Origin of the sequence: Methylocaldum sp. GT1TLB (genome assembly GCF_051027445.1) — a bacterium.
GTDB lineage: Bacteria > Pseudomonadota > Gammaproteobacteria > Methylococcales > Methylococcaceae > Methylocaldum.
Window position 1 is genome coordinate 1,398,987 of the sequence record NZ_CP194898.1, and the last position, 20,052, is coordinate 1,419,038.

The 20,052-nt window shown below is 59.9% G+C and carries 16 protein-coding genes; 12 read left to right on the forward strand and 4 right to left on the reverse strand.

The genetic code is table 11. The annotated features are described in order from the left end of the window. The first annotated feature begins 258 nt into the window (after positions 1 to 258). The 5 genes from ACR2R1_RS06065 to ACR2R1_RS06085 all read left to right on the forward strand — a co-directional run bounded on the left by ACR2R1_RS06065 (position 259) and on the right by ACR2R1_RS06085 (position 6,028). A complete protein-coding gene (locus ACR2R1_RS06065) occupies positions 259 to 3,225 on the forward strand; it encodes a cation-translocating P-type ATPase (RefSeq protein WP_434113139.1) in 2,967 nt (988 codons plus the stop codon). An 852-nt stretch (positions 3,226 to 4,077) separates the two neighbouring features. Further along, the gene (locus tag ACR2R1_RS06070) at positions 4,078 to 4,431 is read left to right on the forward strand and encodes a high-potential iron-sulfur protein (RefSeq protein WP_086134513.1); all 354 of its coding nucleotides are present in this window, start codon (positions 4,078 to 4,080) and stop codon (positions 4,429 to 4,431) included. Between the two features lie 186 nt (positions 4,432 to 4,617). Beyond that, entirely contained in the window at positions 4,618 to 4,914 is a 297-nt protein-coding gene (locus ACR2R1_RS06075; protein WP_156880005.1) for a hypothetical protein, read from the forward strand. A gap of 161 nt (positions 4,915 to 5,075) precedes the next feature. Next, positions 5,076 to 5,519: an AAA family ATPase gene (locus ACR2R1_RS06080; RefSeq protein WP_434113141.1), complete on the forward strand. Its 444-nt coding sequence runs from the start codon at positions 5,076 to 5,078 to the stop codon at positions 5,517 to 5,519. Between the two features lie 377 nt (positions 5,520 to 5,896). Further along, positions 5,897 to 6,028, forward strand: coding sequence for a DUF3096 domain-containing protein (locus ACR2R1_RS06085; protein ID WP_156880007.1), 132 nt, complete (start codon positions 5,897 to 5,899; stop codon positions 6,026 to 6,028). A gap of 114 nt (positions 6,029 to 6,142) precedes the next feature. Here the strand turns inward: ACR2R1_RS06085 and ACR2R1_RS06090 are convergent, their stop codons facing one another. Continuing rightward, complete coding sequence (locus ACR2R1_RS06090) at positions 6,143 to 6,352, reverse strand: hypothetical protein (RefSeq protein WP_077732779.1); 210 nt, start codon at positions 6,350 to 6,352, stop codon at positions 6,143 to 6,145. Positions 6,353 to 6,455: 103 nt separating this feature from the next. Here ACR2R1_RS06090 and solA point away from each other — a divergent pair, with 103 nt between their 5' ends. Both solA and ACR2R1_RS06100 read left to right on the forward strand, forming a co-directional pair. Next, positions 6,456 to 7,583, forward strand: coding sequence for an N-methyl-L-tryptophan oxidase (gene solA, locus ACR2R1_RS06095; protein WP_434113143.1), 1,128 nt, complete (start codon positions 6,456 to 6,458; stop codon positions 7,581 to 7,583). A gap of 54 nt (positions 7,584 to 7,637) precedes the next feature. Next, on the forward strand, positions 7,638 to 7,796 hold the full coding sequence (locus ACR2R1_RS06100; RefSeq protein ID WP_434113145.1) for a hypothetical protein: 159 nt from the start codon (positions 7,638 to 7,640) through the stop codon (positions 7,794 to 7,796). Here ACR2R1_RS06100 and ACR2R1_RS06105 read toward each other — a convergent pair. Then, entirely contained in the window at positions 7,793 to 8,263 is a 471-nt protein-coding gene (locus tag ACR2R1_RS06105) for a PepSY-like domain-containing protein (protein WP_086134515.1), read from the reverse strand. The two genes, ACR2R1_RS06100 and ACR2R1_RS06105, sit on opposite strands and share 4 nt — an antisense overlap. 507 nt (positions 8,264 to 8,770) lie before the next feature. Between ACR2R1_RS06105 and ACR2R1_RS06110 the strand changes: the two genes are divergently transcribed. The 4 genes from ACR2R1_RS06110 to ACR2R1_RS06125 all read left to right on the forward strand — a co-directional run bounded on the left by ACR2R1_RS06110 (position 8,771) and on the right by ACR2R1_RS06125 (position 15,406). Continuing rightward, positions 8,771 to 9,961: a M20 metallopeptidase family protein gene (locus tag ACR2R1_RS06110; protein ID WP_434113147.1), complete on the forward strand. Its 1,191-nt coding sequence runs from the start codon at positions 8,771 to 8,773 to the stop codon at positions 9,959 to 9,961. A 37-nt stretch (positions 9,962 to 9,998) separates the two neighbouring features. Further along, on the forward strand, positions 9,999 to 11,090 hold the full coding sequence (locus ACR2R1_RS06115) for a carboxylate-amine ligase (RefSeq protein WP_348529974.1): 1,092 nt from the start codon (positions 9,999 to 10,001) through the stop codon (positions 11,088 to 11,090). 481 nt (positions 11,091 to 11,571) lie between these two features. Then, positions 11,572 to 13,521, forward strand: a complete 1,950-nt coding sequence (locus ACR2R1_RS06120) for a hypothetical protein (protein ID WP_077730516.1) — start codon at positions 11,572 to 11,574, stop codon at positions 13,519 to 13,521. Between the two features lie 13 nt (positions 13,522 to 13,534). Then, positions 13,535 to 15,406, forward strand: a complete 1,872-nt coding sequence (locus tag ACR2R1_RS06125; RefSeq protein ID WP_434113150.1) for a cytochrome P450 — start codon at positions 13,535 to 13,537, stop codon at positions 15,404 to 15,406. Positions 15,407 to 15,449: 43 nt separating this feature from the next. On the opposite strand, the gene ACR2R1_RS06130 is transcribed toward ACR2R1_RS06125, so the two are convergent. Then, entirely contained in the window at positions 15,450 to 17,201 is a 1,752-nt protein-coding gene (locus ACR2R1_RS06130; RefSeq protein ID WP_434113152.1) for a patatin-like phospholipase family protein, read from the reverse strand. Positions 17,202 to 17,238: 37 nt separating this feature from the next. Further along, positions 17,239 to 18,246: an NAD-dependent epimerase/dehydratase family protein gene (locus ACR2R1_RS06135; protein ID WP_347258755.1), complete on the reverse strand. Its 1,008-nt coding sequence runs from the start codon at positions 18,244 to 18,246 to the stop codon at positions 17,239 to 17,241. 767 nt (positions 18,247 to 19,013) lie between these two features. On the opposite strand from ACR2R1_RS06135, the gene ACR2R1_RS06140 reads away from it, so the two are divergent. Beyond that, positions 19,014 to 20,036, forward strand: a complete 1,023-nt coding sequence (locus ACR2R1_RS06140; RefSeq protein ID WP_434113154.1) for a DUF2235 domain-containing protein — start codon at positions 19,014 to 19,016, stop codon at positions 20,034 to 20,036. Positions 20,037 to 20,052: the final 16 nt, after the last annotated feature.

Here is a 20,052-nt window from a genome sequence, read left to right on the forward strand (position 1 = left end):
TAAGTTCTCAGCTGGCGAGGGGCACAATCGAACGGGCATCCCTTGGATGCTTATCCCAGTAGGCCCTTCGACAGTTTGTAGGGCGGGTTAGGCCGCGAGGCCGTAACCCGCCGAGCGGCCTCGGATCGGTGGGTTACGCTGCGCTAACCCACCCTACGATTCTGGTAAGGCTCTTAGTCCATACCCGGATAGATCCGTTCAGATCGTTACGCACCCGGCGCTTTTTCGGCGGTCGAAGATGGGAGAAGGACCTCAAACATGAGCTGGCACAGTCAACCCGCAGACCGGATTCTTCAAGAACTGAAGACCAAGGCCGAAGGCCTTTCCGCCGACGAGGCGAGGCGGCGCCTCGAGGAACACGGTCCCAACGAGATCCGGAAAGGACGGGAAATCTCTCCGCTCAGGATCTTGCTGGCCCAGTTCAACGATTTTCTCATCTACCTTCTGCTCGCGGCGGCGATCCTCTCGGTCGGCGTGGGCTTCTTGCCGGGAGCGGAACCGGAATACACCGAGGCCATTCTCATTCTGGTCATCGTGCTGGCCAACGGGCTGTTCGGTTTCATTCAGGACTATCGGGCCGAAAAGGCGATGCAATCGCTCCGGGAGCTTTCCACGCCGCAGGCGCGGGTGTTCAGGGACGGAACAAAGATCACGGTGCCGGCTACCGAGCTGGTGCCGGGCGATGTGATCGTGATCGACCAAGGGAACCGGATTCCGGCGGATGCCCGTATGCTCGAATCCCACAGTCTGGAGACGATGGAAGCTTCGCTGACCGGGGAGAGCGCGACGGTCCCCAAAGAGGCGGAACCCGTGGATGAAGACACGCCTTTGGCCCAACGCAGCAACATGCTGTTCATGAACACCGATGCGGTGAGAGGACGGGGCAAGGCGGTGGTGGTGGCCACGGGCATGAACACGGAAGTGGGCGCCATCGCCTCGGAGATCGAGAGCGCCGAGCAGCACAAAACGCCGTTCCAGGAAGAGGTCGACCGCCTGGGCAAGCAAATCGGCTACGGCATTCTCGGGTTGATTCTGGTGGTTGCCGTGATCCAGTACTTTGCTACCGAAACCGGCATCGTCACCATCATCCTGGTGGCCGTTACCCTGGCCGTGGCCGCCGTGCCGGAGGGCCTGCCGGCCGTGGTGACCCTCGCCCTGGCGCTTGGCTCCCAGAGGCTGATCAAGCAGAACGCCTTGGTTCGCCGGCTGTCGGTCGTGGAGAGCTTGGGCTCCGTGGACGTGATCGTGACCGACAAGACGGGCACGCTGACTGAAAATCAGATGACGGTCAAAAGGTTATATTTCGCCGGCCGAACCTACGAGGTCACGGGTGAAGGCACCAAGCCGGACGGCGAGTTCCGTCAGAACGGCGAATCCGTGCCCGCCGAGACGCTGGAGCCGCTCCTAAAATGCGGGGCCGTCGTCAACGATGCGGAAAAGACGGGGGACGCCGCGGATTATTCCGGCGATCCCACGGAAGTCGCCCTTCTGGTCTCGGCCGCCAAGGCGGGGATCGAAGCCAAGCCGGAACGGCTGCGCGAAATTCCATTCTCGTCCGAGCGCAAGCGGATGACGGTGATCGCCAAGGAAGAACCGCCGATGGCGTACATGAAGGGCGCTCCCGAAGTGGTGCTGGAGCGATGCAGCTCGCTATGGGAGGACGGGGAAGCCAAGCCCCTCGACGAGGAGGCGCGACAGGCCATCGTCGATAAAAACAAAGAGTTCGCCGGCAGCGCCTTCCGCGTTTTGGCCTTTGCCCACAAGGAAATGCACGATACGGAGGGAAACGAGGACGAGATCGAAAGCGGAATGGTGTTTCTTGGATTGCAGGCCATGATCGATCCGCCCCGCGCCGAGGTGAAGGAGGCCGTTCAGGACTGCCGAAACGCGGGTATCCGGGTCATCATGGTCACCGGCGACAACCTGGCGACGGCCAAGGCCATCGGGGCGCAGATCGGTTTCAGCCCGGAAGGGGCCATGACCGGAACGGAGCTCGACCGCCTCTCCGAGCAAGAGCTGCCGCGAGTCGCGGAGAAAGCCGAGGTCTTTGCCCGCGTTTCGCCCCACCACAAGGTCGCGCTCTTGAAGGCGCTCCAGGAGAGCGGTCATCGGGTGGCCATGACCGGCGACGGGGTGAACGACGCCCCGGCCCTGCGCAATGCTCACGTGGGGGTCGCCATGGGCCGGCGCGGAACCGACGTGGCCAAGGAAGCTTCGGACATGGTGCTGCAGGACGACAATTTCGTGACTTTGCGCAATGCCATCGCCGAAGGCCGGGGCATCTTCGACAACATCCGCAAGTTCGTCAATTTTCTGCTGTCGGCGAACGCCGGCGAGATCCTGATCGTGTTCCTCGGCGTATTGGCGGGCGCCGCGCTGTTTCCCCGCCTTTTCGAAGGCCAGAGCGAAGCCTTGATCCTCACGCCGGTGATGCTCTTGTGGATCAATTTGATCACCGACGGGCTTCCTGCGCTGGCCTTGAGTACCGATCCCAAGACGGAAGGCATCATGAAGCAGCCGCCGCGCGGTTCCGGCGAACCGGTGCTCGATCGGCGCATCATCGCCTCGATTCTCGGCATCGGCCTGATCATGGCCGCCACCGGATTGCCTTTGTTTTTCCACGGCCTTTGGAACACCGGCGACCTGGCACGGGCGCAGACCCAGCTCTTCACCTTCATCGTCGTGGCCGAGATGGTCCGAATCCAGGTCATCCGGGCGCGTTACGCCCTGCCGATACTCTCGAACCGGTGGCTGGTCGCCGCCGTGGCATCGAGCCTGGCCCTGCAGGCGATAGTCCTTTATACGCCCGCGAACGAGCTCTTCGAGGTGGCAACGCTTGCGCCGGGCGACTGGCAGTGGATCGGCATCGCTTTTGCCGCTTTTCTCCTGCTGAGCGTGACGGCGGAAAAAAGTCTTGACCGGATTTTCGGCAGGAGAGTCGAGAGAGCGCTTAAGAAAGCAGCCGCCGAAAAGAAAATCGCTCCGCCCGAACGGGAAGAAAGATTGATGGCGTTTTACATCCTGAGCAAGGCGTTGCTGGACGCCTATACCGCCAGTTTCGGCAAAGAGGCGGAGGAAAAACCCAGGAGCGAAAACAAAACGAGCGACAAAGTGGAGGCTTTCCGTCTATTCAGCGAAGCCATGCTGAAAGCCTATGCGCGGACCTTCGACCACAGGGCGAGCACGGAGCCGCAAAACGATCGAGAGCCCTCGAAGACCGAATAGAGCATTTTTCATTTCCGTTTAGCGGGTCGTTTGTCCCAAAACTCTACCAATGAGCGGCTGAGCGCGGTGCTTAATTTAGAGCGGGGAACCGCCCCGCACGCGGGCTACGTTGCGAACGCCATCTCTAGAGCGTTTTCATCTCGCTCGTAGGGCAAAACAGGCTTGGCGGAAGTCGTTGGCGCCTTCGGCTCGGGTGAATGGATTCAAGCATTCGTAGGTCGGCAATCCCTTGCCGACGTATCGGCTCGGCGAAGGGCTTTGTCGGAAGGGGCGTCCTGGCGCTCCCAGGACGGCCGTTTGCGATTGGAAGGGTCGCGACTAAAGCGACCGTTTGCGATTGGAAGGGTCGCGACTAAAGCGACCGTTTGCGATTGGAAGGGTCGCGACTAAAGCGACCGTTTGCGATTTGAAGGGCAGCTCTGGCGCTCCCAGAGATGCCGTTTGCGATTGGCAAGGGATTGCCGACCTACATATCCGAATCCCTTACACCGACTCGGAAAACGCTCTAAGTACATTCCGCAAATATTTGCGGAATCTCGACTGATTGGCTTGATTGGCGGGGTTGTCCTGCAGGTTGCCTATGCCGCAAGACTTCCCTGAATGTACTTAGACCAAATGTCTCTCCATTTGGCTTAAAGCGTATTGCGCCGGTTGCGAAGCGGATAGCCCGCCGCACAAAACTACGAAATGCCAAGACCGTCTAATTGTTTATTGCCGTTCGCTCTATCGCTTGACGGCGACTTTCCGCAAGGGCATTGTTCACCCGGAAGTTGACTTGAAGTTCGATCCTCCATTAACTCGCTAGGGCGAGTTTCGATAAGCATCCGTACAACCTGGTTCAAGGAGAGTGCCATGTCAGATTCAAGGTTTCATCCAGGCCGACGTCAAGCCCTCAAGACAGTGGTCGCTACGGTGATGACTGTTTCGCTGAGCGGATTTCTACGGCGGGGACAAGCGCAGGAGCCGTCTCCTGCGGGCGCCCCCAAGCTGTCGCCGGACGATCCGATGGCCAAATCGCTCCGTTATGTGGAGGATGCAACCAAGGCTACCCGTCCCCCGAGAGAAGGCGTACCCGGCGAGCAGCAATTCTGCCACAACTGCAAGTTTCTCCAGGCCGGCGAAGGGGAATGGCGCCCTTGCAGCATCTTCGGCGGCAAACTCGTGAACATTAACGGCTGGTGCAGCTCCTGGCTGAAGGCGGGTTAGCCGGCTCCGAACGGTAACACCGCCGCGCTCGGCGCGTTTCGGTGTTACCGGATTCGAAGATGTGTCGCCAGCTGCGCATGCATAACATCGATAAAAGTCACCCTGTTCCGGTTCGTGCGCCAACTCTGAACACATATGGGCTTGGATTCGGTGATTTATCCTGTCTGGATAGGGTAAGGAGGCCCAATGAAAACTAAACCGATCCCGATTTTCCGGGTGCTGGCGATGACGATCGGCTCGAGTGCCTTGGTGCAAGCGGCAGAATCGACATCGCCTCCCGCCTTCTCCGAGATCGATAAGAACAGGGACGGATACATTTCCGCCGATGAATCCAAGGCTGTGCCCGGTTTACCGGTATATCTGACGACCTTGGACCAGAACAGCGATGGCAAGCTCAGCCCCGAGGAATACGAGGGCTTGAAAATCCTGGCGCCCGGCGAGGTCGGTCCGATCACTCTGCCGTCATCTGGGCCGCTGCCGTAGACAGCATGCGGAAGCGCAAATGTCGAATACAGTAAGGCTGTCGACCGGGCTTCGCGAGCGCACCGTTTCCGACGTGTATGGGTTTCGATGAACGCCGTTGCTTGACCGCAGCACTCTGACATTCATGCCGAAAGTCAGTCTGGCGTTTTATGGAAACCATAGTGTTCACAGGAATTCAGGCAGCCGGGAAGTCGACCTTTTTCAAGGCATGCTTCGTCGATACTCACATACGGATCAACCTCGACATGCTGCGTACCCGACACCGGGAAAAGCTGCTGATCGACGCCTGTCTTCAAGCGAGGCAGCCTTATGTGGTGGAAAATACCAATCTGACTCGAGAAGAGCGCGCGCGTTACATCCCATCCGCCAAGCGGACCGGGTTTCGCGTGATCGGCTATGCCTTCCGGGTCGAACTCGATGAAGCCTTGGTCCGGAATGCTTTGCGCAATACTCGTCGCAGAGTTCCGGAAAAAGCCGTCCGCGCCGCGTTTCGGCGCTGGCAGCCGCCCTCCTGGGAGGAAGGATTCGATGCGCTGTTCGATGTGTGGAGCAGCGGCGGCGAGTTTCAGGTGCAGGCGATCCCGCGTGAAGCCGAGCGATCGTGAAAGGCGAGCGGACGGCCCCTCCGGCGTTGCCTGACCTATTCCATTCGGCATTCGAATGAATATTAATCGTAGGATGGGTAGAGCGAAGCGAAACCCATCGATGGCGGATTAGCCCCTCGGCTCCGCTCGGGACAGGCCCTTCGACTGGCTCAGGACAGGCCCTTCGACAAGCCTGTCCTGAGCATCGTCGAAGGGCTCAGGACAGGCTCCGCGCAACCCGCCGGCCCTTCGACTTGGCTCAGGACAGGTCCGAGGTCGCCCGGTGGGTTACGGCCTCGCGGCCTAACCCGCCCGGCAAAAATTAATTCTTATTGAAAGCGATTTGGAATTAAGACGAGCTACACTCATTCCCGTAAATTCAAGACAGGAGAATTCTCATGTACGTGCCTTTGCAGCCGGTTCTAGCGCTGGTGACCGGAATATTGATCTTGCTCGTGCCTAGGTTATTGAATTATCTCGTGGCGATTTATTTGATCGTCGTCGGCGTTTTGGGATTGATGCACCGATAATCGATCGGAATCGGCGGCGACGATATTATTTTTAATGGCGACCAAGCACCCCGTTTATTCCAAGTTTGCAAAGATTTAACGGCGGCGAGTCGATCGCCCGGTCGGGATTAGGCATCAATCCCGGCTTTCCCTGCCTACGCAATAAGCCAGGTATCCAATCAGCGCCAAAAGTCCTATTTCGCCTGCAAAGTCGCCCCAGGTGTAAATACTGAAACAATCCGGTACGGTTCCGAGCATCTCGAAGCCGCCGACGAATGCAGTGGCGAAAATGAAGACCAGGACCAGCAAATAAACTTGTTTCTTGCTGAATAATGGGTGAAACATAATCGCTTCCTAGTGAATTGTGCCCTGCCTAAGCTGCGTCCGACGCGACCGGCGCGTTTCGCCGGGCACGGACGACCGTCGAAGCTTCGCGAAGCGAATGGCCATGAAATCCGGTAAACCCTATGACACGATCGTGATCGGCATCGGCGTGGTCGGTGCGGCGGCCGCCTATCACCTGGCCCGGCGCGGACAGCGTGTCCTGGCATTGGAACAGTTCGACCTCGATCATTCGATGGGAAGCTCTCACGGCGAGTCGCGCATCATCCGCTACGCCTATAAGGACTCCATCTACGTGGACATGGCGAAACAGGCATTCCCGATGTGGCGCGATCTGGAGCAGCGCAGCGGCAAGCGCCTGCTGACGCCCTCCGGCGGACTCGACTTCGGTCCGGCGGATTCCCCCTCGCTGCTGGCCACGCGCGATTGCCTCGATGCCGCGGGAATCGCCTACGAATGGCTGTCTGCGAGCGAGAGCGCCCGGCGTTTTCCGCAATTCCGGCTCGACTGGGATATGGCGGCCATTTTGCAGCCGGACGCCGCAATTCTTAATGCCTCGGCCTGTGTGCGGACACTGGCGGAAATGGCGGAGATCTCCGGCGCCATGCTGAAGACGAAATGTCCGGCGATAAAGATCGAACCGTCGAGCGACTCGGTTTACGTGGAAACGCCCGAAGGCGGATTCACCGCGGGGAAGGTGGTCGTCAGCGCGGGCTCCTGGGCGGGAAAGCTGCTGCAGACGCTGGATTTGAATTTGCCGCTGACGGTGACCCGGCAAGAGCAGGTATTTTTCGAGCCTGCCCGGCGCACCGCGTTCTTGCCGGGGACATTCCCGGTGTTTATCCATCATCGGGAACCTTGGATTTACGGACTGCCGGATACGGGCACCGGACTCAAGATCGCCGTCCACAACCTGAGCCATGCGATCGACCCCGACGACGTTCGCCCCGCGCAGGACGACACGTCCGTCGACACCGTGCGGGCATGGGTCAAGCGCTTCCTACCCTGGGGCGACGGCCCGATTCGCGAGAAGCGCGAATGCCTGTACACGATGACACCCGACGAACATTTCATCATCGATACGCATCCGGGCTATTCCAACGTGGTCATCGGCTCGCCGTGCTCTGGACATGGATTCAAGTTCGCCATCCTGACCGGATTCTTGTTGGCGGATCTGGCCCAAGGGCGGGCACCGACGCAGGAACAATTCTCGGTGCGGCGTTTCCTGGCATGACGAGCAGGAAGACGCAAGGAGAAAATGAGCCCGCGCTTCCGAGTTTCGAACGGCATGGACACATCTCCAATTAACTTGGGCATTCGATCCGCGATGAACCTGTGGGCGAGACCGGCCATCGCCTGCGCCAGCCGAAACGCTGCTCGCAATCGAGCCGCGGATGAAAAAACGCTCGACCGAACCCGGATTGCCTGCTTCGGCCTCAAGGACTAGCAGCGCGATAAAATCCTTCCATCGGTATCGAATTCGACCTCGCGCTCTTTTTTGCCCTCCCTGATTTCGACCTCATAGCTCTTCACGGTGCCGCTGGTATCGGAAACCTGAAAGGCCCGCTGCAGCGTGGCTCGCGGATGGGCGCTCTTTACCGCCTGCAGTACGGATTCAGGCAGCTCATCGAGTTTAATGACCTTTTCGGTTTCAACCAGAGTGCCGTCCGCGCGATAGACCTCGGAGCGTTCCTGCCCCTTGTCGTCGCGATAGGCGATTTCATAAGCCTCCTTGCCATCGAGGACTTCTTCCTCGTACTTCACGCCTTTGGCAGCGGGATGATCTTTTTGAAAGGCCGCAAGGACTGCCTGAGGAACGTCCTGCTTGTTCAGTAGCGGTTCATGCGCCGCGACGAGCGCGGGATTGATGATGGCCGCGCCGAGTATCGTGGCAAGGAATGACTGTCCGTTCATGATATTTCATCCTGAGGAATGATTCCGATCCTTCTTAGACATCCGTTCACCATGAGATTCTACGTCCGGCCTTTCAACTTTTAGAACCGCCAAGCCGCGAATTGGTCTACGCACGGGTGGCCGGGTTTCGACAAAGGGATTGCGGGATTGCCACGCGATCGGAACTAACACACACGGCGGCTATCTAGTACTTTATGGAAAGCTGAAGAACATGCCCGCTCGAATAAGAACCTTATGCTTGGGTCGTTTTATTAACGCGGCCTATAAATATAGGCTGGGTTAATCCGGGGCAGGGATGCCCCGGCGCGGCGACAAGCCGTGTGAGCCCCGGCCTGGGCGGCGGCCTGAAATACCAGGAGGGTATTTACGGGTCTGATTAATAGAAGCTGTGGTTCGGCGGCTTGCAGCCGAGGCAACATCGCCTCCGACGGAAGTACTTTTTCCAATGCCGATCTCCACTCCCGGGCCGATGGCGATCGGCCATTCGAATTTCTCTTCCGGATATCGATGAGATTGACGAACGATAATCCCATGGTCGGGCGCTCCGATGTCGAGCGGATTTATCCCCGCATGGTGGAGTTGCGCCGATTGCTGCACCGCTATCCCGAACTCGCTTTCGAGGAAGCCCAGACGGCTCGCATGATCATGGAGGAGCTCGATCGCCTCGGCATTCCCTACGAATACGGCGGCATCGGAGGCGGTATCGTCGCCCGGATCGCGGGCAAGAGCGAAGGTGCAACCGTGGCTTTGCGGGCCGAGATGGACGGTCTGCCGGGGGTAGAGACCACCGGCCTGCCTTTCGCGTCCCTGAATCCGGGCAAAATGCACGCCTGCGGCCATGACGGACACATGGCGATGGTGCTCGGGGCCGCGGCCTTGCTCAAGGACGATCCGCCTCCGGGGAACGTTTTGCTGATTTTTCAGCCGGCGGAGGAACGCGGCGGCGGCTCGCGCATCATTCTTCGTTCAGGGGCCCTCTCGGGCGTCAAAGCTATTTTCGGCGGACATGTGACCGGGCATTACCGAGTCGGCGAGATCATGGTCGCTCCCGGCGTGCTCACCGCCCAGTCGGACGGTTTCCTCATACGAATCCAGGGACGCGGCGGACATGGGGCGAGACCGCACGAAGCGGTGGATGCGGTGGTGGTCGCCGGGCTCCTGATCGTGGCGATGCAAACCCTGGTATCCAGGGAGGTAAACCCGGTCTATCCGTCCGTGATCACCATCGGCCAGGTGAGCGCCGGCAGCGCGCCCAACGTGATCGCCGAAACGGCGACGCTCCGGGGCTCGATACGCACCACCCTGCCGGAGGTGCGGAAACATCTCCTCGAAGGTCTGGAACGCATGGCCAAGGGCATCGGGGATCTCCACAATGCCCGGATCGAGGTGATCGTCAACGAAGGCTATCCGCCGGTGGTGAATACGCTCGTCGAATCGGAAATCGCCCGCCGGGCAGCCGGGAAGATCGTCGGCGAAAAGGGGCTCGTGTCCATGGAATATCCCAGCATGGGATCCGAAGACTTCGCCTACTATCTGCAGGAAATTCCCGGCTGTTACGTAAGGCTAGGCGCACGCCGGGAAGGATGGGAACACATTCCCTTGCACAGCCCTGCCTTCGATTTCGACGAAGAGGTGCTGAAAATCGGGGCGGCATTCTTCGACCGGGTGGCACGCGATGCCATCGAGGCGTATGCATGACGACGAGCTAGAATTCTCCGGTTCGAAATCTCCCACCGTGGGAATCGAAATCGAATTTCAGCTGCTCGATCCGGACACGCTCGATCTGGTCGACGGCATACTTCCCCTGCTCCGGGACCACCCGGAGGAACCCCGCATCAAGCCGGAATTCACCCAGTCCACGGTGGAAATCAATTCCTGCGTATGTGCCGATATCGAAGAACTGCGGTCGGACGTTACCGGCCTGGTCAAAGAACTGAAGCGCCGCTGCGAAGGATTGCATTTCACGCTTTGCGGCGCCGGCACGCATCCCTTCTCGCTGCGTCCGGCGTCGGTGACGCCGCTGCCGCATTATGTCGAGATGGAGCAGCGCATGGTTTACCTGGCGCACACGCTGAAAACCTATGCGCTTCACGTCCATGTCGGGATGCCGTCGGGCGATGCCGCGGTCGTCGTGATGAGCCAGCTCAAGCCCTATCTGCCCGTTCTTCTGGCACTCTCGGCCAGCTCCCCGTTTTGGCAGGGCCAGGATACCGGTTTCGCCTCGTTCCGGCAGCGCATCCTGGCGGCGATGCGCGACTACGGCCTGCCGCCGAGCTTCACGTCTTGGCGCCAGTTCGCCCAGTGTTTCGAAAACCTCCGAACGGCGGGCGCCGTCCACGTGGTCAGGGACGTCCACTGGGATATCCGGCCCAGTCCCCATTACGGCACGCTGGAAGTTCGCGTGATGGATGTTCAGCCGACCCTGCGGGAAACATTCATGCTGGCCGCCCTGGTCCAGACCCTACAGGTTTATCTGCTGCGGTGTTGGGAGCAGGAAAAGCCGGTTCGTCCCGCGATGCCGCAACACTGGTGGGCGGAAAAGGAAAACTGTTTCCGAGCCTCTCATCGCGGGGTGGAGGCTGAGATCATCGTCGACGAGACGGGCCATGTTCGTCCCATCAAGGCGTTTACGCGCGAATTGCTGGCGAGCTTGGCGGAAACGGCCGAAGAATTGAGGACCAAAGACTGGCTCGATCAACTCGAAGCCCGACTCGACACCGGGCACAGCTACCTCCGTCAGCGAGCCGTCTTTTCCGAAACGCGATCCCTGCAAAAGGTGGCAGCGAGCCTGGTCGGAGAATTGGAAGCGGAACTGATCGAGCCATAGTGCGAGCTTCCGTCGACCGGTTTGCGTCAGGCCGGGCATTAAAGCGTTTCCCGGCAACTCATCCGGCTTTGGGTGATTGCGCCCCGAATTCCTGTCGACCGGACCTCGCGTCGATTTCCTAAACGGACTTATCCCGAATTTCCGTTCCCATCGGACCGCCTCGAATCGGCGGTGTTAATCAAATTTGACAATGAATCGGCAAAGGGCTTTTATTGTCGCGGGATCCGGTGAGTCCCCCATCAGTCTCGAACAAATCAGAAATGTATCGAGCGCACGGCTCGATGTGCGCACCGTCGGCTTCTGGTAAGAACAATAAAGCGCCATAAGTTACGACGGCTTGGATGGCGACGATGCCACCCGCCCTTTTAGTCAGGTTTACACGCTTTCGCTTCCTCGGCGACGGCAAATGCGCAACTTGGGGCTGCCTTCCCGGACCTTATGAACGGACATTCGCCAGAATAATAATGCTCGCGAGGACATCATGAAGACACTGACCTCATCCCTTCGCTCGGTACTTGGCTGCGGAACGGCCGCAATCATCCTCACCACGCTGATTTCCTGTACGGAATCCGGACAGGGCGGAAAACCGCCCGAGAAGCAGACACGCAGCTGGGCGGACGAACGCTCGGAGCGGGAAAAGCTTCAGACGGCCTATTTGAACGATTCCACCGTCAAGCGAATCTCGACCGACGACGCCGCTCGCACGCCCTGGTACAGCAACCGGTTGGGATACGAGTGGTTCAAGGCCTACCCTCTCAGCGTCAACGGCATACCTTATGTCTTCCTGCGCGCCCTGATCGAAACCTATCCGGAAATCTGGAACGGGGAAGGCTCGCTGGGAAATCTGGGATTCGGTCCCCATCCGGACGACTACGATCCCGCAACCGGCCAGCTGCTTCCTCCGGAACAGCGCCATCCCCTGCCTTACGGGCTTTTCACCGTCCAGGACCCCGCCGTTCCCGAGGACAAGCGTACGGACAACGTATTCTTTTCGTGCGGGGCCTGTCATACGGGGCGCGTGTACGTCAAAGACCGGGTCCAGTATCTCGTCGGCGCTCCCAATACCGAAATCGACGCGCAAGCCTACGCTCAGCTTCTCTACCGAAGCGGCAAGATGTTTATCAAGGTCGACAGCCCCGATCCGAGCCAGATAAAAGCCGATCCGGATCAGGTCGCCAAGATCGCATCTTTCCTCAAGACCAAGGTCGAAACGGACCCCGCCTGGTTCTACGGCGGACGGACGCCCGAGGAACGCTCGGCCGGCGCCGAACGCGCCAGGGTGCAGGTGGCGCGCGTATTGGACAATCTGCCGGGCACCGTGGCCGGACTGATCGCTTCGGCCAAGAAAACGGAACTGATGTATCACGCGCTGACCTCGAAGCTTTCCTACACCGAGAAGAACGGCCAAAAGGCGCCGGGGGTGTTCGGCCCGCGTCCCGGCCGCATGGACGCCTTCGGCATCGCCGCCGGATTGGTCGCACTGCATGCCAAGCGGGAAGGTTTCTTTGCGCGCCTGCCCGACGATCATCCGTTCTTCGCGGGATTGGAAAATCTGCCCCGCGAGGAGCGCCTGAAGCAGGCCGGTCAGCGGCTATTCGCGACCGCGCCCGAGTGGATGCCTCACGACCCCGGCGCATCCGACATCAAGAGCCTGTGGTTCTCTCGCGACCATGCCGCCGCCAATTGGGACGCCAACCAGGCCGCCGAGTCCCGGGTAATCGCCTCGGGGGTTTCCTCGGGAGGCGATCCGTCCAAAGTCGATGTCCGCATCCATGAACCCATGAATCCGTTCATCGACAATCTGCCGCCTACGCCCTATCCCTTTGCGGTCGATCTCGACCTAGCGGCCAAAGGCAAGCCGCTGTTCGAGGAAAAATGCGCGTCGGCCTGTCACCATGCGCGCAACGAGAAGGTTTACAACGTCGGCAGCGACATGAATCGGGCGACGCAGATCACGCCGACGGCGCGCCTCGGGCTGCTCGAACTGACCCGTGAAGCCTGCGAGCTGTACGTGGAAAATGGCGGCAGCGACTGGTGCCGGCCGAAACGCGGCAGCCGCGCCGGCGACGACGAAGCCTATTTCGGCATGCCGCGCGGCGACAAGTCGGGCTACAAGGCCGATGTCCTCCACGGTATTTGGGCCCAGGCGCCCTATTTTCACAACGGCTCGGTACCGACCCTGTGGCATCTTTTCCGCCCCGCCGAGCGGCCGGAGAAGTTCATTCGCGGCAACATCAAGTACGACGAAACCAAGGTCGGCTTCGTCTGGGACAAAGCGCCGCAGCTCGACGAATACGGAGCCGGCGATACGGTGCACTTCGCCGAGCACGATACGACGCTCCGCGGCAACTCGAATGCCGGCCATACCTACGGTAGCGAATGGTCGGACGACCAGGTCCGCGCCGTTATCGAGTACATGAAAACGCTGTAGGGAAGAAGGACTCATGGCCGGATCGAACTGGATGACGATACGGGAGCAGCTCTATGGACAGGGCTGCAGGCTCATCAAACTGATCAAGGCGGCGTTGGGAAACACGCCGAGTGACTCCGGGCCGGGAAAGACACCGGCCCCGACTCCGCCACCGGCTACTAGCTTTTTGCGTGAAGTGGCGGGTGCCGAAGAAGGCACTCCCCTGCCGTCTCCGCCGCCGCCGATGCCGAACCCGAATGATCCGAAATACGCGGGCGATCCCGGCGCCTACGAGAAGGACAAGCAAGCGGCGGAGACGGCCGCCGCGGCTTTCGCCACGGCGGCGAAGGCACGGGGCGGGGCCGTGGCGCAGGTGATCTCCAAATGGCTGGTGACCGCGCCTTATGCGATGTTCCAGGAGCTCTTGGCGCAACCTAGGGACGCCATGCCGATCTTCAAGCCGGCCATCGGTCCCGTGATCGTCATGCGGCATCCGGAAGTCATCCGCTGCCTGGAGCGTACCGACCTGTTCACCGTGGACCCTTACGCGGCGGAGATGGCGCGCGCCACGGACGACAAGACCAAACACCCGGAAGCATACTCCCACTTCATGCTCGGCACCGACCGGGACGATCTCTACCGGCTGGACGACGTGATCCTGCGCCGCGCCGTGTCGCGCTCCGACGAGGAAACGCTTTCGCGCCTGACTCGCGACGAGGCCGAACGCTGGACGCATCGGGCGCAAGCCGAGGGGATCGGCGGAATCGACGTGGTACCGACGCTCGCGAAATTCGTGCCGCTTCGGATCGTCGGCGATTATCTGGGAGTCCACTATTACGATTTCGGAACGCCGTCCGTGCTGCCCGGCCTTCGCGGGGGCGACCGCTTTCCGCTGGACCCGGACCTGCAAGCCGTGTTCTCGTTCGGCAAGATTACGGAAGGCATCGTACCCACGGCGGACGACCTGTTCATCTGGGTCAAGGATGCATTCCGCAACATCTTCAACAACTTCAGCCCGGCCCATCCCTTATTCGCCGAATTCCGCGAACGCGGCGTGATCGCGACCGAATATCTGAGCGCCTACGTATTCGCCTTGCTCAAGCACTACAAGGAACGGCTGCGGCAGGGTGAAACGGTTCCCGATACCATGCTGACGCGGCTCTTGCGAATGCAGCTCGAGCTCGAGCGGGACGGCGAGACATTGACGGACGAGTTCGCAGCCCGCCTCGGCACGCCCTTGACGAAAGACGAGCTGGCGAAACGCCTTTCCGATTCGATGATCCGGTCCAACGTGTTCGGCACGGCGGTCGGCGCGGTGGTGAATCCCCAGGAAGCCACAGCCCGGATCCTCGACTCCATGCTCCGCCTGAAGGATGGCGAATACGAGGTGCTGAACGGTTCCAGCTACGAACAGGCCGTACGTTTGGCGAACATCGAGCCGGATAGCCCGGATTATGCCGAAAGCCTCGCGGGACTGCGCAAATACGCCCTGGAAGCCTTGCGCCTGCAGCCGCAGGGCGAAGTCTTGTTGCGGCTGTGCGTGAAGGACAATACCGAACTCGGCGGCGTTCCCCTTCGCGCCGGAACCCTCGTGTTCGCGGCCTATGCCGCGGCAATGCGGGATCCCGAGACGGTGCCGAACCCGTCAGCCTTCGACATTACCCGCGACGAACGGCTGGTCCCCTACCTCGGCGATCGCGAACGCGCCCATGAGGCGCCGCAAAGTCAGATCTATCTGCAGCACGGCTACGGACGGCATAAATGCCTCGGACGCTATGCCTCGGAGATAACCATGCGCGAATCGCTGCGCGCCATGCTGCGTCTGGGCTCGCTGGAACGCCGCGGCTCGCTCGAGATGGATGAGCAGAATTTGTATGCGATGAGTCTACGGATCGGATTCCGCTAGACGCCACAAAGGCGGATGCGCTGCGTCCGCCTCCTTCCGCACCTCATAATCCGCGTTCGCTCAAATCGTCCCGTACGATCTTCAGCATGGCGCCGATGGGTCCTTTGTGCGGACTTCGGATCAGGTTCAACAAGCGTTCGTTGAGCTTGATCACGTCCCAGCCGACGCGGCTCACGATCCAGTTCATGGACAGACGCTCGAGCTCGGTGTCGATGAGCCGCTTCACCACCGCGTCGGTCCGGCGTCTTAACAATCGTTCCAGGACTTTCATGTCCGGACGTCGGTTCACCGGCCATTCCGGCAAAGGTTCCTCGACGCCGAGAGAATCGGTCAATGGAATAATCGGCAGGAGGTCCATACCCGCTTCGTTCTTGAACCGGAGTTTTTCTTTGAGCGTCGGCGGCCAATCCCGAAACAGCGGGTTGTCGTACGCCAGGCCGAACGTCCGCCGGAGGAATTGCTGGCAGTTGCGGCGACCGAGGCGATAATCGTGCTGCCGGTACGCCTCGCTCAGAAATCCGGCGAATCCGCCCAGCCCGCCGGTGGCGAGCGGATAACGCGCGCGCTGCTCCTTGCCATCCCTGATTTCGGTGCGCGTAGGCGCGATGAGAAAACGGCTGAAGACGCTCGGATCCCGAGCCAGCTCCAACTCATCTTTCTTGAATCGCAGCTCCGACAAAACTGCGGAAATCAATGCGGGCAGCGTTCCGAGAAGGCGAAGACTGGACTCCGGATCGTAGCGGAGATCCAAAACCGACTGATTCGGAAACGGATCGATCATAAGAATCGCGCGCTTCGCATCCTCGGCCCCGCGCGGGCTGCGATTCGCCGAGCCGGCAAGGCAGCGGCGCGCGATCTCGAAGGGTTCGTTGTTGGCGAGACCTCCGTCGATATTGGCGAACCGATACTCCCAGCGATCGATGTCCGTCTCCTTCAACTCGTCCGGCCACATCGGCGGAATTTCCTTTTCGACTTCGCACACGCAACGCTGGCTCCGGTCGCACTTGGGCTCCTGGGGAATGCTCCAGCGGCGGCGGTTGTAGTTGCCCGCCGAGCGCGTCAGGCTGCGAGCCGCCAGAGCGGCGGGAAACGCCGAGCTCGCCAGCGCGGCTTCTTTCAAGAGCCTCCAATTGCCCTCTTCCTGGTCGTCCCGCCCGAGCGGCACGGAATCGTTCCACTTCGACGCTTTGTCGGTCGGGCTGAGCGAAAAATGCATGTAATCGGCGTGCTGAGACATGCCGTAATCGCGGTCCTGCTCGGCCGAGAAACGAATGGAATAAGGCACGCCTCTCAAGTTCGTGACGCACAGGATCACATCCAGTGGATCGGCCATGTACTCGGGCCACGGGGCTCCGGACCATGCGGTGGCCAGGGCGTTCCTCGCCGCATCGTCGAGTACGGTCGAATCCAGCAGCGAAGGCACCCTGGCACCGGGTCGTTCCAGATCGCGAGCGTCGAGCAATGGGCCTATATCGACCCGTTCGACCCAGGTCTCGTAAAGCTTGTTTCGCGCGCTGCCGGTTTGCGAATTCATATGCAGCAGACCGCCGCGCAGCTCCGACGCCAGCACGGCCGCCGTAACGCCTCCGGCCGAGGCGCCGGTTACCACCGAGATCTTCACGTCGTGCGGGGGCGTATCGGGTACTCCTCTTTGCTTCGCCCGATACCAAGAGTCCAGCGCCTCGGTCAGGAAATCGATGACTCCGGCCGTGTATGCGCCGGCGGACACCGCGCCAGCCATGACCAACCCGATTTCGAACGTGGTTGGCGACAGGCCGCTCTCGGCTTCTGCCATGCTTGATTCCATATCCTAGTACTCCCGACTTTGACTCCTATCCGGCTTCGCTCTGGCGTAGCCAACGAAGGGTATCTTCAAGCGTCTGCTGCAAGGGACGCGGCGTCCAGCCGAGTTCCTCGCGCGCACGGGCGGTGTCGTACCAAGCGTAGCGGCCCAGGATTTGGAGCACGCTGCGGGTAACCGGGAACGGTTTTCGGAGCAGGGCGTAACCGGCCTGCAGCACCGTAACCAGGGCATAGGCCGCCCAGACCGGCAGCCGCAACCGGGGCGGCCGCACGCCCGCGATAGCGGCGGTTTGTCCCAACAGATCGTCCACCATCACGTTGTGGCCGTTGAGCAGGTAGCGCTGGCCGGGGCGGCCGCGTTCGGCAGCCAACAGCATTCCGTCCGCGAAATCGCGAACGTCCAGACAGCCGAAACCGACCGGAACAGTGACGGGAAGCTTGCCGGCGCTGACCGCCTTGAGAAGTTTATTGGCGGGCGCGCCGACGTAATCCTCGGGCCCCATGGTAAAAGAAGGATTGACCGCGACTACCGACATACTGGGGCTCGATCGTCCGAGCGCCTCCTCTTCGGCCTGTCGCCGGCTTGCCGCATACGGGAGATCCAGGCGGTGAACGGTGCCGTCCGCGGTCTCGTCGAGCGGCTCCGGCTTCCGGTTGACGCCCACGGTGAGCGCGCTGCTGGTCACGACGACCCGCGTAACGCCCGAGTCCGCAGACACATCCAGGAGATTGCGCGTTCCGACCACGTTCACTTGCTGCATACGCTCCTCTAGCCCTCCACCGATGCTGACCAGAAAAGCCAGATGAAAAATCGTATCCACCCCGTCGCAGGCGGCACGCAAGGAAATCGCATCCTCGACCGAGCCTCGGACGATGTCCACATCCAAATCCCGCAAGGTGGACGGATCGGTGTCTTGCGGGATCAGCGCACGCGGCCGGATACCCTTTTCATTCAGACGCTTGGTGACATGGTAACCGAGAAAGCTGGTCGGTCCGGTGACGAGGACCTTGCTCTTTGCATTCAGTATCTCGTTCATAGCGATCACAACCCCCTTATTCTTGGAATTACGGGAACGGGCGGGTATATCGAAAAGGCTGCGCCGCTGGAGGAAGACGTAAATTCAGAATCTATTCGAAATACATTCAGGATATGGAAAACCGTAAGATCTCGATAATCCCACAATCCTGAATCTCTTATGGTTTCCGCCTCGCTCTATCCGATTTATTCCATTCGGCTTTCGCGTGAACACTCATCGTAGGGTGGGTTAGCCCCTCGGCTCCGCTCGGGACAGGCCCTTCGACGGAGCTCAGGACAGGCTCCGCGTAACCCGCCGATTGGGAGTCGCTCGGCGGGTTACGGCCTCGCGGCCTAACCCACCATCGATGGGTTTCGCTTCGCTCTACCCATCCTACAAAATGAATGCCTGATTGAAAGCGATTTGGAATTACACAGGTTTTCCATGGCGCAGCCGGCATTATGTTTCACGCAATCCCGTAACAGCAAGACATTTCAAGGATAACCACTGAAAAGGTACACAACGCCCCTACGCAGCACATACACCCATATCCGGTTAAAACCCTTTCGTCGACCGGGGTTTTGCCGTACGCGGGGCCGCATTTCCACCCGCTTTAATCGATTGACAACGGCTCGGCGCAAGCGCATTGTTTTCTCAAAAATAGCCTTGAATGCCTTTTCGATGTGACCACGTAAGGCAAGGGGTCGAAACTTACCCCTACCGTCCAGCGCGCGGCGGAATTACGGCGAAAAATCGAATCAATAAAGAGTTTTATTGAGGGGGCTGATATGAAACGGATCGTCATTTGCTTCGACGGCACATGGAACAAACCCGCCGACGAACGCTTGCCCGCCGACCGGCAGATCGAGACCAATGTTTGCCGGTTTTATAAATCGGTCACGGACACTGCGGCAGATGGTATCCGGCAAGTTAAATGGTATGACGAAGGCATAGGCACAAAATGGTATGACCGCTTTATTGGCGGCTCCACGGGAGCGGGGCTGGAGAAAAATATCCTCGACGGTTACAAGTTTCTCGCCAAGGAATATCGGGAAAGCGACGAGGTTTATATTCTCGGCTTCAGCCGCGGCGCCTATACCGCCAGGAGTTTGGCCGGACTCATTCGCAATTGCGGTCTGGTGAAAAACAAGCAGCTTCCCCTGCGTATGGCCATGGCCTATGGCATCTACCGTACCAGAGACGACGGTCCCGATTCTTCGACCGCTCTGGAGTTTAGGGCAAGGTTTTCTCGGGAAATCAAAATTAAGTTTCTCGGCGTGTGGGATACGGTCGGCGCACTGGGTATTCCGCTGGATATCTTGAAGCGCCTGAACATGTATTTTTACCAGTTCCACGACACGAGATTGAGCCATATCGTCGAAAACGGTTACCAAGCCATCGCGATCGACGAACATCGAACGGATTACGATATCTGTTTATGGACGCCCGATGCGAGTCCCCAACAAAACCTGGAACAGCGCTGGTTTGTGGGTGCGCACAGCGATGTCGGCGGGGGATATCCGGATCGGCGCCTGTCCGACCTAACGTTGCGTTGGATTCAAGATAAAGCCATGGCGGCGGGCCTCGGGGTTACTCCGATAGACGTGGGAGCCGATAATTACCTCGGAGCGATTACCGATTCCTACGCACAATTCCTCAACGGGGTTTATGCCCACACACAACAGCGTCATTATCGCGCCTTAGGTACCGCCAGGTTCGGCAACGAGGTGATCGACGACTCGGCACAAAGACGGCGCAAGAAAGACCGCAATTACAAGCCGCCGAACGCCGGTTTGCCGCCGCTGCGATGAAACGCCGCTGAGCCGG

What these genes read in the sequence shown, in the direction of transcription:
- ACR2R1_RS06075 (WP_156880005.1), top strand. Translation starts at nt 4,618, where the DNA reads ATGAAAACTAAACCGATCCCGATTTTCCGGGTGCTGGCGATGACGATC.
- ACR2R1_RS06110 (WP_434113147.1), top strand. Translation starts at nt 8,771, where the DNA reads ATGAGATTGACGAACGATAATCCCATGGTCGGGCGCTCCGATGTCGAG.
- ACR2R1_RS06120 (WP_077730516.1), top strand. Translation starts at nt 11,572, where the DNA reads ATGAAGACACTGACCTCATCCCTTCGCTCGGTACTTGGCTGCGGAACG.
- ACR2R1_RS06130 (WP_434113152.1), bottom strand. Translation starts at nt 17,201, where the DNA reads ATGGCAGAAGCCGAGAGCGGCCTGTCGCCAACCACGTTCGAAATCGGG.
- ACR2R1_RS06105 (WP_086134515.1), bottom strand. Translation starts at nt 8,263, where the DNA reads ATGAACGGACAGTCATTCCTTGCCACGATACTCGGCGCGGCCATCATC.
- ACR2R1_RS06090 (WP_077732779.1), bottom strand. Translation starts at nt 6,352, where the DNA reads ATGTTTCACCCATTATTCAGCAAGAAACAAGTTTATTTGCTGGTCCTG.
- ACR2R1_RS06070 (WP_086134513.1), top strand. Translation starts at nt 4,078, where the DNA reads ATGTCAGATTCAAGGTTTCATCCAGGCCGACGTCAAGCCCTCAAGACA.
- ACR2R1_RS06135 (WP_347258755.1), bottom strand. Translation starts at nt 18,246, where the DNA reads ATGAACGAGATACTGAATGCAAAGAGCAAGGTCCTCGTCACCGGACCG.
- ACR2R1_RS06065 (WP_434113139.1), top strand. Translation starts at nt 259, where the DNA reads ATGAGCTGGCACAGTCAACCCGCAGACCGGATTCTTCAAGAACTGAAG.
- solA (WP_434113143.1), top strand. Translation starts at nt 6,456, where the DNA reads ATGAAATCCGGTAAACCCTATGACACGATCGTGATCGGCATCGGCGTG.
- ACR2R1_RS06100 (WP_434113145.1), top strand. Translation starts at nt 7,638, where the DNA reads ATGGACACATCTCCAATTAACTTGGGCATTCGATCCGCGATGAACCTG.
- ACR2R1_RS06140 (WP_434113154.1), top strand. Translation starts at nt 19,014, where the DNA reads ATGAAACGGATCGTCATTTGCTTCGACGGCACATGGAACAAACCCGCC.
- ACR2R1_RS06125 (WP_434113150.1), top strand. Translation starts at nt 13,535, where the DNA reads ATGGCCGGATCGAACTGGATGACGATACGGGAGCAGCTCTATGGACAG.
- ACR2R1_RS06085 (WP_156880007.1), top strand. Translation starts at nt 5,897, where the DNA reads ATGTACGTGCCTTTGCAGCCGGTTCTAGCGCTGGTGACCGGAATATTG.